The following is a 12,188-nucleotide window of genomic DNA, read 5'->3' on the forward strand; positions in this document are numbered from 1 at the left end:
ACTCACCCGCGCACCCGCTCCAGCAGCCCTTTGACTTCCGAGAGGATGGCATCCGGGGTGAAGGGCTTGGTCATGAAGCGGTCGGCGCCGGCGGTGAGGGCCTTGGCGCGCGAGGCTTCATCCCCGCGAGTGGTGACGATGACGATGGGCAGATGGCGCAGGGTGTCCTGGCCGCGGACGAACTCGACCACCTCGATGCCGCCGATGTCCGGCATGTTGAGGTCCAGGACGATCAAATCATAGGGCTTGAGCGATAAGCGCTCGATGGCCTCGAGGCCACTGGAGGCGTGCGTGAAGGTGAGACCCGGATAGGGCCGCAGGCAGGCGACGACCATGTCGCGCATCACCTTGCTGTCATCGACGACGAGAACTTCGGGCATGACCTTCCTCTGGCAACGAGAGGCGACCCTAGAGGGATTCCAGACGGAGGAAAGTTCTGTAACGCGCCGGGGGTCCACATCGCCCAGTGGGCGACACTCCCCAGAGCGCGGCACAGGGGTGTAGCGAGCGGAGCGTGGGGCTGGATGTCCGCCTGCTGTCGAGGCAGACGACCGAAAGGGCTACACCTCCTTGAACTTCAGTCCCGTGGCACCCACACGTTCGAGCGCATCCTTGATGTCGCCCGAGACGACCAGGGCCACCTCCCATCCTTCAGGGCGGAACACCTTGGCGTCCCCTGCCATCGCCTTGTCGATGCGCATGTCCCGAACATCCCGATACTGGCCAACCCTGTCGGGCGCTCCATCCTCGTGGGTCCAGAGCAGGATCCTCGAGGCCTGCTCGTCGATACAGCGGATCCGTCGCGTGGCAACGAGGATCTGGTACGGGTCTGGCTGACCCTCGACGCTTGCGGGAATCAGTTGAACCTCGTCGGAGGCCAGCTCCGCGAAGACAGCGGCCACACGGACGTGGACGACCGCGATCCCGAGTCCTGCTTCGGTGAAATCCAGCGCTCTCCCCTCGACTTCAACGGGGATTCGCAGGCGACCCGGGCGGCTCACGGGTGCCCCACAGGTGAAGTCCCAGTCATGCACCTTGGAGCCCGCGCTATCGATGGGCGTCGCGAGGTGCCAGCGATGCGGAACCTGAACATCGTCGGTCAAATCGAAGAATCGCGTGGGCATGGGCGCCATCTATTGCGGTCTTCCTTGGGTGATCAGTTGATTCAAAGGGTGTTGAGTCAGAGCAAGCGAACGAAGCATCGAGTGCTCTCATTGCCACACCAGTGGCGCTCATCACGCTTGCAGCGTGTTACCTACTCTGAGCAGTCCTATTGGCCTCAAGGGACCCACCGACTGACCCGGCCCATAAACCTACTGTTTGGAAATGTCGGGGGTTTCGGTCCCAAGAGTCCCGACATTTCCGAATAGTCGCTCACGTAGGCTAACTCCGAGGGCTCTGCAGCAGTCAGATGAAGGCAGGACAAGGTCACCTGTTCCTCCCCTGATGCTCGGCCCCCCTGCAAGCGGCTATGCACTGAAATTATTTTATCCCGCTTGCCTGCCTGCGCCTATTCAACACACCCAAAAGCGCTTCGCGCGCCCCAGCGCTTGTGCAATGGCTTTCTTCACTGAATTTCTGTGAAGGGCTTCACATCCTTTGCGTAGCTTCTCCTGCAGAATCCTTAGCATCACAGGCCAACAAAACCGGTCGGCTCGTGGTAAATTAAATTTTACGTCGGTTAGAGGTGCATCATGCCAGGCCAAGGTAGATTCGTTATTGTGAATGCTACGGGAATCCCCATGTACGGTGTCATGCCGTACTTTCATTCGGGAAGCTTCCGGTTTCACGACCAGATTCCAGACTTGATCGGCGACCCTGCGTCTACTCCTACCATTAGTGCCCCTATACCTTTTACTTCAAACCCTGGTGTGTCCGACTATTGGTCCTTCCGCTTCACTACGACTGCGTCTGGCGGACAGGCCTTTGCTCCTGCGGATAGCATTCATGTGGATTTCACAGATCAAGATGCCCATACAGGAGCCCCTGTCCTCTTGGTGATCTATACCAACACTTGGTCGATCATCATGCCGTCCAGTGGCTCTAATGAGCACAATCGTTATGGGAAAGCCCCCTAGTAATACCTGACCTGATGCGCGACGGCCCCAATAGAGGGGCGCGGGAGTTGATGTCGCGCAGGCAGAGTGGGTAGTGACCGGTGCGCCGCAACAGCACGTCTTTGGAAGCGACCGTGTGACTGCACATCGGGCAACTCCTCCCAACGAGGGAACAAGCGACTCGGTTGACACCTGTGCCTATCCACCCGGCAGGTCGCTCCTTCGTCTGCCCTCTCGGTATACTTCCTTGCGGCCTCCTAACTCCCACCAGGCAGTCAAGCCACCGCGCCCGCACGGAGCACCCAGCCCATCGCCCGCCCAGGCGTCGCTTGCGCCTTCAGGAGCCTGCTTTACGGTTGAGTCAGACGGGGACACGTCCCACGTGACGCGGCCTCCGTCGCACAGAGAGGAGGAAACCGTCATGGCTGATCTATCGATTCGTCGTGGAAGTGGAAGCACGCCGCAGCGCAGCCGCGAGTGGGATCCCTTCCAGCAGATGCAGGAAATGATGAACTGGGATCCCATCGAGCTGATGAACCATCCCTGGTTCACCGGTCGTCAAGGGGCGGCGACGTTCTTGCCGGCCTTTGAAGTGAAGGAGACCAAGGACGCGTTCATCTTCAAGGCGGACCTGCCGGGCGTGGATGAGAAGGACATCGAGGTGACGCTCACCGGCGACCGCATCGTCGTGAGCGGCAAGCGTGAGAGCGAGAAGCGCGAGGAGTCCGATCGCTTCTATGCCTACGAGCGCAGCTTCGGCTCGTTCAGCCGCGCGTTCACCCTTCCGGAGGGCGTGGATGGAGACAACGTCCAGGCCGACCTGAAGAGCGGCGTGCTGACGCTCACCCTGCCCAAGCGTCCCGAGGTGCAACCCAAGCGCATCAAGGTAGGGACCACCAGCACCGGGGAGAAGAAGGACCAGATCAAGGCCTAGTCCCGGGCGCCGGCAACTCAGGAGCTTGACCACCCACCCAGGGTGGTCAGGCCCCCATGAGCGCTGGGAGGATTTGCTCCCAGGCGTTCCCATTCAGTACAGGGGCAGGGATGAACTTCCGCCCTCTCATCGCCCTGCTCGCCCTGCTGCCGCTCGCATGCGGGCCCGAGTCCACTCCCCTCCCGAGCGAGTCGCAGCCCGGAGGCCCCCTCGTCCTGGTGTTCTCGCCTGCCCCCAGCGTGGCGCTCCCGGCCTCGCAGAAGACGCTGCACATCTCTGGCCGGGTGAATTCCCTGGCGGGCCTGAGCGAGTTCTCCTGGCAGCTCGATGAGGAGGCCGCAACGCCCCTGGCGTTCGAGCCGGGCGCCGAGGAACACCCCTTCACCTTCACGATTCCCCTGTCAGAGGGAACTCACGTGCTGCGCCTGCGCGCGCTGGACAGTGCCGGACGCGTGGGCACGAGCACGCTGCGCGTCACCAGCGTGGGGCCACCCAAGGTGCAGGTGCTCTCCCCTGCGGCGGGACAGAGTGTCACCGTGCGGCGCGTGCGCGTGGAAGGCACCGCCACGGGTGACATGAAGCTGGCCTCCTTCACCTGGGCCCTCAACGGCGCTTCACCCCAGCCGCTGTCCGCCACGCCCGGGGCCTTCGCCTTCGAGGTGACGCCCCGGCCCGGCCCCAACACCCTGATCCTGCACGCCGTGGACGTGCTGGGCAACGAGACCGAACAGACGCGGAGCTTCCACTACGGCAGCCGCTCGGGCGGCGGCGGGCTGCACACCGGCGTGGTGCGCGATGGCCTCCTCTACACGTGGGGCCGCAACAACCGGGGCCAGATCGGCTGGGGCTCCGCGGTGACGACGGACCAGAAGCTGCCGGGCAAGGTGCCGGCCTTCACGGACGTGGCGGCCATGGCCTTCAACCAGAACAGCTCCCTGGCGCTGAAGCTGGACGGCACCGTGTGGGCCTGGGGCGAGAACGCGCAGGGACAGCTCGGCCTGGGCCCCGTGCCCCAGGCGGACGTGCCGCGCACCCCGGACCTCACCCCGCGCTTCAGCCCCACGCGCGTGCCGGGCCTGAGCGGCGCGGTGGCCCTCGGCCTGGGCTACCGCCACGCCCTGGTGCTGTTCGAGGACGGCTCCGTGCGCGCCTTCGGAGACAACTCCGCCGGCCAGCTCGGAGACGGCACCCCCGGAGGCACCAAGGACTACCCAGTGACGGTGGTGGGCCTGACGGACGTGGTGAAGGTGGTCGCCGGTTCCATGCACTCAGTGGCGCTCCAGGGCGACGGCACGGTGTGGGCATGGGGCCGCAACACGTACGGCAACCTCGGCCTGGGCACAGCCGACAGCGCCTCGCACCCCACGCCGACGCGGGTGCCGGGCCTGGCCAACGTGGTGGACATCGCCACCGGCCGGGACCACGTGCTGGCGCTGCACGCGGATGGCACGGTCTCCTCCTGGGGCCTCGACGCCAGCGGCCAGCTCGGCACGGGCGAGGTGCTGCCCGACGAGGAGAGCGCCGTGCCCATGCGGGTGAAGGGGCTCGCCGACGCGCGCGCCGTGTTCGCCAACGGGCTGATGAGCTACGCCTGGAGGGCCGACGGCTCGCTCGTCTCTTGGGGGCAGAACTTCAACGGCCAGCTCGGCAATGGCACCACCACGGACGCGCGCGAGCCCACGCCCTCGGTGGCCGGACTCAAGGGGCTCGTCACCGTGGCGCCGGGCGCCACGCACGTCGTCGCCTTCCGCGAAGACGGCGAGCTGTTCACCTGGGGGTGGAACTCGCGCGGCAGCCTCGGCCGGGACGACCTGCTCGACAACTGGACCTACTCCGAGCCCATCCGCGTGACGCTGCCATGAGTGGACGAACGCTGGCGCTGCTGGCGCTGCTGCTCTCCGCCAACGCCTGCCAGTCCTCGGAGGAGCCGACGCCCTCTCCGCTCCCGCCAGAGCCCGCATCGCCGCAAGAGCCCCGCCATGACGTCGTCGAGCCGGGCGAGGAGTCACCGGGCGGCGCGGCGAGCGTGGCGGACACGGGCCCCGAGGCCTTCACCCGCCCGGTGGGCAACCTCTCCGTGGAGCGCCGCTCGGAGTTCCTCGTGGGCGAGGCCTTCTCCGAGGCGGACTGGTTCGCCGCGCCCCACGCGCGCGCGGACCGGGATGGGCTGGGGCCGCTCTTCAACGCTCCCTCCTGCGTGGCCTGCCACGTGCGAAACGGACGAGGCGCGCCGCCGGGGCCGGGCGAGCCCGCGCTGTCGCTGCTGGTGCGGTTGAGCCTGCCCGGCGCGGACGCGCGCGGGGCGCCGATCCCCGAGCCCACCTATGGAGACCAGGTACAGCCCCTGGCGGTGGCGAGTGTGCCTGGAGAGGCCCGGGTGGAGGTGCGCACCACGGAGCGCTCGGGCACCTTCGCCGACGGCGAGCCCTACTCGCTCCTGGTCCCCGAGTACCGACTGGAGGCGCTGGCCTACGGCCCCCTGCACCCGGACACGCGCCTGTCCCCACGGGCGACGCCGCCCATGTTCGGGCTGGGACTGCTGGCCGCCATCCCCGAGGCAACGCTGCTGGAGTGGGCGGACCCCGAGGACGCGAACGGAGACGGAATCTCGGGGCGGCCCAACCGCGTGTGGAGCAAGCGACTGGGGCGCACGGTGCTGGGGCGCTTCGGCTGGAAGGCGAACCAACCGGACCTGGAGCACCAGAACGCCGGGGCGATGGCGGGAGACCTGGGCATCACTTCCCCGCTCTCGCCGGAGGAGCCCTGCACGGCGGCCCAGGCCGAGTGCCGCGCGGCGCCCAACGGGGGCACGCCGGAGCTGGACGCGCGCAAGCTGGAGGCGCTCACCTTCTATACGCACATGATTGGGGTGCCCGCGCGCCAGGGCGTGAACGCGCCAGCGGTGCTCCAGGGCAAGGCCGTGTTCCACCGGGTGGGGTGCGCGCGCTGTCACCGGCCCTCCATGGTGACGGGGACGCTGGAGGGCTACCCGGAGCTGTCCGGGCAGCGCGTGTGGCCCTACACGGATCTGCTGCTGCACGACCTGGGCGAGGCGCTGGCGGACGGGCGCGAGGACTCCGCGGCCTCGGGGCGGGAGTGGCGCACCCCGCCGCTGTGGGGCCTGGGGCGGACGGCGACCGTGAGCGGACACACGCGCCTGCTGCATGACGGTCGAGCGCGCACGGTGATGGAGGCCATCCTGTGGCACGGGGGCGAGGCCGAGTCCTCACAGGAGCAGGTGCTAGGCCTCTCCCAGGCCGAGCGCGCGGCGCTGCTCACCTTCCTCGAGTCGCTCTGAGGCCCGTCACGCCCGAATGCTGTGGACGGGGATGACGGCGGCCCCGCCCACGGGCAGGTGGACGCGGAAGGTGGAGCCCTCGCCGGGCACGCTGGCCACCGACACCACGCCACCGTGCGCCTCGACGATGCTGCGCACCCGGTACAGCCCCAGCCCCAGCCCGCCGTAGTGGCGCGCGGACACGGCGCGCTCGAAGCGCTTGAACAGGCCCTCTAACCGCTCGGGGGCGATGCCGATGCCGTGGTCTCTCACCTGGAGCACCACCTCGTCCGGCTGGGACTCCAGCAACACCTCCACCGGCTTGCCGGGCCCGAACTTCACCGCGTTGGCCAGCAGGTGCCGAATCACCTGCGCCAGCCGCACCCGGTCCCACTTGCCCACCGTGCTCGGCAACGGGCTGAGCACCAGCTGGCACCCGGCGCGCAGGGCCTCCTGCTCGGAGCGGGCCACCGTCTCGCGCACCACCGAGGCCAGGTCCAGGTCCTCCAGCTCCAGCCGGGGGCCCTGGTTCTGAAGCTGGGACACATCCAGCAGCGTGTCCACCAGGCTGGCCAGCCGCCCCACCTGCCGGTCCGCCGCCTCCAGCACCTGCACCATGCGCTCGGGCGAGGAGGGCGTGTCCGCGCGCAGCGCCTGCGCCACGCCCTGCAGCCGCAGCCGCAGCGCCGTGAGCGGCGTGCGCAGCTCATGGGCGGCCACGGCGAGGAACTCATCGCGCGTGCGCACCGCCTCCTGCGTCTCGCGGTACAGGCGCAGTTGCTCGGTGACGTCGCCGATGATGCCCGTCATCCGCACGGGCCGGCCCTCGGCGTCTCGCAGGGCGCGCCCACGGCTCACACAGGCACGATAGCCCCCGTTGGCGTGGCGCAGCCGGTAGGAGACGTCATACGGAATGTCCCGCTCCAGGTGCGCCGACAGGGCGTTGACCACCGCCTCCCGGTCATCGGGGTGCAGCCGCTCGACGAACACCTCATAGGTGCCCGGAGAGGAGGCGGCGGTGAGCCCGAGCATCTCCAGCAGGCGCGGGCTGCACCAGAAGGACCGCCGACGCAGGTCCCAGTCCCACACCCCGTCATAGGAGCCGGCGATGATGAGCCGGTAGCGCTCCTCGCTCTCGCGGGCGGTGCGCTCGGCCTGGGCCAGCAGCCCCACCTGGCGCTCCAGCCGCCGCACCATGCCGAACAGGTGCTCCTCCACGGAGGGGCCCGCGTCGGAGAGCGAGGGGACCGAGCCGCCCAGGTGCAGCTCGCGCAGCAGCGCGGCGAGCAGCTCGTCTCCCTCCTGGGTGCGGCGCACGAAGGCGTTGGCGCCCACGTTCTGCGCCATGCGCAGGTCCAGCTCGTCCGGCGCCCCCACGTGCGTGAGGATGACCGGCACATGGGCCAGCCTCGGCTCCTTGCGCAGCGCCAGGCACATCCGGAAGCCGTCCATGCGCGGCATCAGCACATCACACACCACCACGTCCGGCTGCCGCCTGCGGGCCAGGTCCAACGCGGCCTGCCCGTCCCCCGCCGTCACCACGTCGAAGTGGAAGGGCGCCAGGGACAGCATGAGCAGCTTGCGCGAGACGGGGTCGTCATCGGCGATGAGGACGGTGGGGCGCCGCGCGCTCGGGGAGGCCTGGGCCTCGGGGGGCAGTATCACGCGAACCGCCTCCACCATGGCCCCCACCGAGAGCGGTCGCCCGAGGAAGATGGCCCGCAGGCCCTGGCGCACCAGCCGCTCCTGCTCCGCGGCCGAGGCCATGACGAGCAGGGGCACGCCCAGCGACTCCCAGGCGCGGCGCAGGGCGCCCTCGGGCACCAGCTCCTCCAGGGAAGTGCTCACCTCCAGCAGGACGACGTCCGGCCGGCGCGCCAGCGTGAGCAACGCCGCGACGGAGTCGGCTTCCTGGACGTGCCAGCCTTGGCTCTCGAGCGCGAGCGCCCGAAGGGTCCGGTCCTGTCCGGACCCGGCGATGAGGAGGATGAGAGGCTTCATTTACGGCGTGCGAGCACGGTGAGCGAGCAAGGGGTGAGCCCCTCTGGGGGGAAAAGGAATGAGGGCACTCGCAGTCTCGGCATCCCTCATTGCCAGTCAAGGCAACGTTCCGCCGGATGTTGAAAGTTGCAACATCAATCGGAGGTGGGGAGCACCCGGTGGAGCCCCACTCCGTCCACCCGCTGGGCAAAGCACGAGCGAGCCACGGCCTGCCCTCCCTCAGAGGAAGGTCGGTCCAGGTGCGTCAACGTAACCACGGAATAATGAACAAAGGATTTACCTTAAGTGGCCGGGGATTTAGGCTTGATTCCGGGCCATGAAGTGCAAATACATGGGCCCACTGATTTTTCGCCCCCACCCATGCTGGGCCTAGGGGGGCCGCCTGGAGGCAATGACACATGGAGACGAAGGGCCTGCGCGACTTCCTGGAGATTCCGTACGACGAGCTGGAGGCGATGAACCTCCGCGTGAAGGAGCAGCGCCTTCGGCGTGAGTCTCCGGAGAAGGTACGGGATGAGCGCCTCAAGTACCTGACCGACGAGAAGCGCATCAAAGCGGTCACCGTGTGCTTCACCGATCTCGAGGGTCGGCTGCACATGCTGGACTACGACAAGAAGTTCCTGCTCAAGAGCGCCGACAACCTCACCTTCGACGGCTCGTCCATCCGCGGCTTCTCGGCGCAGGCCGAGAGCGACCTGCGGCTGAACATCGACTGGAGCGCCTTCTACTGGCTGCCCGCGGACATCTTCGGGCCGGGCAAGGTGCTGGTCTTCAGCGAGGTGCTCGAGCGCGACGGCACCCCGTACCACTCGGACATGCGCGGGCTGCTCAAGCGCGTGACCGAGCAGATGTTCCAGAAGGACGGCACGGTGTTCCACGCCGCGCCCGAAATCGAGGGCTTCCTCTTCAAGGGCCGCGACGCCGAGCGCCACTACCACGAGACGGGCAAGTTCGAGTTCATCTCCACCGGCGGCTACTACCACTCGCTGCCGGGTGACATGCTGCGCAAGTTCATCGACACGGCGGCCGAGGCCCAGCGGGCCATGGGCTTCCAGAACGAGAAGGACCACCCGGAGGTCTCGCCCAGCCAGTTCGAGATCAACTTCTCGTACAGCGAGGCGCTCATCGCCGCCGACCAGATTCAGCTCTACAAGCTCTTGTGCCGCCAGGTGGCCGCGCAGATGGACCTGACGGCCAGCTTCCTGCCCAAGCCCGTCACCGGCGTGAACGGCAACGGCATGCACATGAACCTCTCCCTGTCCAAGGGCGGCCGCAACCTGTTCTACGACAAGAACGGGCAGGACGGGCTGAGCCAGATGGGCTGGGAGACCATCGACCGCATCCTCAACAACGCCAACGACATCTGCCTGGTGCTCAACTCCAGCGTGAACGCCTACCGCCGGCTGGACCCGCACTACGAGGCGCCCAACCAGATCAAGGCCAGCCCCAACAACCGCGGCGCCATGGTGCGCATCCCGTTTGGCAACGAGCGCAGCGCCCGCATCGAGGTGCGCTCGGTGGCCCCGGACGCCAACCCGTACCTGGTGCTCTTCACGCTGCTGCGCACCGCGCAGGAGGGCCCCGTGCCGCAGGAGGACGCGGAGACCAAGCGCAGCCGCACCCGCTTCCTGCCGGACAACATCCTGGACGCGGTGCGCCTCTTCAAGGGCAGCCAGTTCGTGGCGCAGATTCTCGGGGAGAACGTGCAGAGCAAGTTCGCCGAGCTGAAGCTGGCCTCGGCCGAGCGCTGCCCCAAGCAGCTGGGCAGCCGGGTGAAGATCGCCGAGATTCAGTTCCACCACGAGGTGACCAACCAGCACCTCTGGAGCCTCTTCTAGGATTCGGTTAAAGCGGGGGGAGCATGGGCTCCAAGAAGATGCTCCCCCCACCGAAGCTCGCCGAGTTCCAGGAGTTGATCCGCGCCTCGGGGCTGCGCAGCACCGCGCCCCGAGTGGCGGTGCTGCGGGAGCTGGAGGCAGCCACCTCCCCGCTGAGCCACGCGGACCTGGTGGATGCGCTGGGGGACGAGGGCTACGACCGCGTCACCCTGTACCGCAACCTCACGGACCTGACCGAGGCGGGGCTGGTGGTGCGCGCGGACCTGGGCGACCACGTGTGGCGCTTCGAGTTGCGGCGCGCTGGCGGCAAGAACCACACCGGCATCCACCCTCACTTCACCTGCACGGACTGCGGCACGGTGACGTGCCTGCCCGAGCAGTCGGTCCGCATCACCCCGGCCAAGGGTGCTCCCAAGGCGGTGATGGCGCGCGCGGTGGAGGTCCACCTGCGCGGCCTGTGCGATCGCTGTGACTGAAGCACGCTGGGGCCCCGTGGGGCCGCCGGGTGTCCACCATTGACGGGCGGGAGTTGAGCGCGGGCCCCCTTTCTGGGAGCGTGCGGCCATGCGGCGCTCTCGCCTCGGATGGGCAGGACTCATCTCCCTGCTCCTGCACGCGGCGCTCCTGGGTCTGCTCTGGGAGCGAGCTCCCGTGCGCCGTGAGAGCGCCCCGCCCGAGGAGCCGCCGCCGCTCGTGGTGGAGATCCTCACCCCTCCCGCCGAGCCCCCGGCCCCCCCGCCACCGCTCGCGAAGCCACTACCCCCGAGCCCGAAGGCACGGCCCGAGCGGCCCAAGCCTCCGCCTCCCGCGCCGCGCCCCGAGCCGCTCCCTCCCGAGCCAGTCCGCGCGCCCGAGCCGAGCGCGCCAGAGCCGCCAGCCAGCCCTCTGACCGAGCCGGCCGAGCCGAGCGAACCAGAGCCACCTGCCGCCGAAGCCTTGCCCGAGCCGGCCGAGCCCCCAGCCGTGCCCGAGGAGGCGCCTCCCGCGAGCGCCGCGCCAGAGCCGCCCGCCGCAGCCGAACCGCCGCCCGCGCTGGCCACCGCGCCGCCTCCCGACGCGCCGCTGGAGCCCAAGGCCCAGCGCCCCTCGCTCCTGCCGTCCTCGCCCGATGAAGGCTGGAGCCTGCCCGCCCCCGAGGCGCCGCGCGGCCGCACGCTCTACCCGGACGACCCCAGCCTGTCTCCCGAGGCCTTGAAAGCGGAGGAGCAAGCCCGGGTGAGCGCGCGGGTGCAGACGTGGGCCGAGGACGACCTGGCGAAGCTGCGGGTGGAGAACGGCCTGGTACACCCCTACTTCAGCGAGATCCGCACCTCGCTGGAGAAGCAGCTGGAGAACGCCCCCCTCTTCGAGGCGCAGAAGACCATGAAGGACTTCGCCCAGCGGATGGCGCGCTCCTACATGAAGGGGGCTCAGCAATACGGGGCCACCGGCACCACGGGCCGTCCCCCCGCGGAACGCGGCGGGCCCACCGCCCGCGAGCGGTTCGAGGCCCTCTCCCAGGGCAACCCAACCCATGATCGGATGCGTGCCTTCCTCGCGGCGGGCGAGGCCATGCAGGAGCTGGCCGAGAGCGACCCCGACCTCGTCGTCATCGTCGAGATGCAGCAGGGCCCCGAGGGCCAGCTGCGCTCGGTGAAGGTGGTGGAGCCCAGCGGCAACAAGGCGTTCGACCGCTATGTGCTGGAGGCGGTGCCTCCGGCGCTCACGAAGCTGGCGCCTCCCCCCTCGCAGGCCATGGGCGTGCGCCCCGAGGGCATCCGCACGCTCTGGGCGGTGGAGGGCCGCGTCGTCTACCTCAAGCGCCTCTCGGAGATGAAGGGCGAGGACGCCTGGTACGTCGCCAGCGCCGCGAGCCTGGGCGTGCTCTCCGGACGCTTCGAGGAGACGACGGGCGACATCTACGTCATCGACATCCGCAACCCGAAGTTCGTCGTCCGTCCCCGTCTGCTGCGCGTCTGGTGAAGGTGCGCGGCTGAACACTCACGCCTGCTCGCCTGCTCTTCGAACGACAGGTCGTCGAAGTGCGTGAGCTTGGTTGGCACGGGAAGTGAGGCTGCCCACCTTTTCTCCCGAAGTTCAGA

The 12,188-nt window shown here is 68.4% G+C and carries 9 protein-coding genes; 6 read left to right on the forward strand and 3 right to left on the reverse strand.

Annotation, left to right across the window (positions count from 1 at the left end; all coding sequences use genetic code 11):
* Nucleotides 1-2 precede the first annotated feature (2 nt).
* Nucleotides 3-380, reverse strand: a complete 378-nt coding sequence (locus SYV04_RS26685) for a response regulator (RefSeq protein WP_321548732.1) — start codon at nt 378-380, stop codon at nt 3-5.
* Between the two features lie 180 nt (nt 381-560).
* Nucleotides 561-1,124, reverse strand: coding sequence for an imm11 family protein (locus SYV04_RS26690; protein ID WP_321548733.1), 564 nt, complete (start codon nt 1,122-1,124; stop codon nt 561-563).
* A 1,354-nt stretch (nt 1,125-2,478) separates the two neighbouring features.
* Here SYV04_RS26690 and SYV04_RS26695 point away from each other — a divergent pair.
* From SYV04_RS26695 to SYV04_RS26705, 3 genes are all read left to right on the forward strand, one after another.
* Nucleotides 2,479-2,991, forward strand: coding sequence for an Hsp20/alpha crystallin family protein (locus SYV04_RS26695; RefSeq protein ID WP_321548734.1), 513 nt, complete (start codon nt 2,479-2,481; stop codon nt 2,989-2,991).
* 110 nt (nt 2,992-3,101) lie between these two features.
* Entirely contained in the window at nt 3,102-4,853 is a 1,752-nt protein-coding gene (locus SYV04_RS26700; RefSeq protein ID WP_321548735.1) for an RCC1 domain-containing protein, read from the forward strand.
* Nucleotides 4,850-6,289: a di-heme oxidoreductase family protein gene (locus SYV04_RS26705; RefSeq protein ID WP_321548736.1), complete on the forward strand. Its 1,440-nt coding sequence runs from the start codon at nt 4,850-4,852 to the stop codon at nt 6,287-6,289. Before SYV04_RS26700 ends, SYV04_RS26705 begins: the two co-directional genes overlap by 4 nt.
* A gap of 6 nt (nt 6,290-6,295) precedes the next feature.
* On the opposite strand, the gene SYV04_RS26710 is transcribed toward SYV04_RS26705, so the two are convergent.
* Complete coding sequence (locus SYV04_RS26710; protein WP_321548737.1) at nt 6,296-8,269, reverse strand: hybrid sensor histidine kinase/response regulator; 1,974 nt, start codon at nt 8,267-8,269, stop codon at nt 6,296-6,298.
* 398 nt (nt 8,270-8,667) lie between these two features.
* On the opposite strand from SYV04_RS26710, the gene SYV04_RS26715 reads away from it, so the two are divergent.
* From SYV04_RS26715 to SYV04_RS26725, 3 genes are all read left to right on the forward strand, one after another.
* Nucleotides 8,668-10,107: a glutamine synthetase family protein gene (locus SYV04_RS26715; protein WP_321548738.1), complete on the forward strand. Its 1,440-nt coding sequence runs from the start codon at nt 8,668-8,670 to the stop codon at nt 10,105-10,107.
* A 23-nt stretch (nt 10,108-10,130) separates the two neighbouring features.
* A complete protein-coding gene (locus tag SYV04_RS26720) occupies nt 10,131-10,583 on the forward strand; it encodes a Fur family transcriptional regulator (protein WP_321548739.1) in 453 nt (150 codons plus the stop codon).
* An 88-nt stretch (nt 10,584-10,671) separates the two neighbouring features.
* Nucleotides 10,672-12,069: an energy transducer TonB family protein gene (locus SYV04_RS26725; RefSeq protein WP_321548740.1), complete on the forward strand. Its 1,398-nt coding sequence runs from the start codon at nt 10,672-10,674 to the stop codon at nt 12,067-12,069.
* Nucleotides 12,070-12,188: the final 119 nt, after the last annotated feature.

This window comes from Hyalangium ruber (assembly GCF_034259325.1).
Lineage (GTDB): Bacteria > Myxococcota > Myxococcia > Myxococcales > Myxococcaceae > Hyalangium_A > Hyalangium_A rubrum.

Excerpts from the sequence above, each read along its gene's own strand:
- SYV04_RS26720 (WP_321548739.1), top strand. The coding sequence starts at position 10,131 with ATGGGCTCCAAGAAGATGCTCCCCCCACCGAAGCTCGCCGAGTTCCAG.
- SYV04_RS26695 (WP_321548734.1), top strand. The coding sequence starts at position 2,479 with ATGGCTGATCTATCGATTCGTCGTGGAAGTGGAAGCACGCCGCAGCGC.
- SYV04_RS26690 (WP_321548733.1), bottom strand. The coding sequence starts at position 1,124 with ATGCCCACGCGATTCTTCGATTTGACCGACGATGTTCAGGTTCCGCAT.
- SYV04_RS26700 (WP_321548735.1), top strand. The coding sequence starts at position 3,102 with ATGAACTTCCGCCCTCTCATCGCCCTGCTCGCCCTGCTGCCGCTCGCA.
- SYV04_RS26710 (WP_321548737.1), bottom strand. The coding sequence starts at position 8,269 with ATGAAGCCTCTCATCCTCCTCATCGCCGGGTCCGGACAGGACCGGACC.
- SYV04_RS26705 (WP_321548736.1), top strand. The coding sequence starts at position 4,850 with ATGAGTGGACGAACGCTGGCGCTGCTGGCGCTGCTGCTCTCCGCCAAC.
- SYV04_RS26685 (WP_321548732.1), bottom strand. The coding sequence starts at position 380 with ATGCCCGAAGTTCTCGTCGTCGATGACAGCAAGGTGATGCGCGACATG.
- SYV04_RS26715 (WP_321548738.1), top strand. The coding sequence starts at position 8,668 with ATGGAGACGAAGGGCCTGCGCGACTTCCTGGAGATTCCGTACGACGAG.
- SYV04_RS26725 (WP_321548740.1), top strand. The coding sequence starts at position 10,672 with ATGCGGCGCTCTCGCCTCGGATGGGCAGGACTCATCTCCCTGCTCCTG.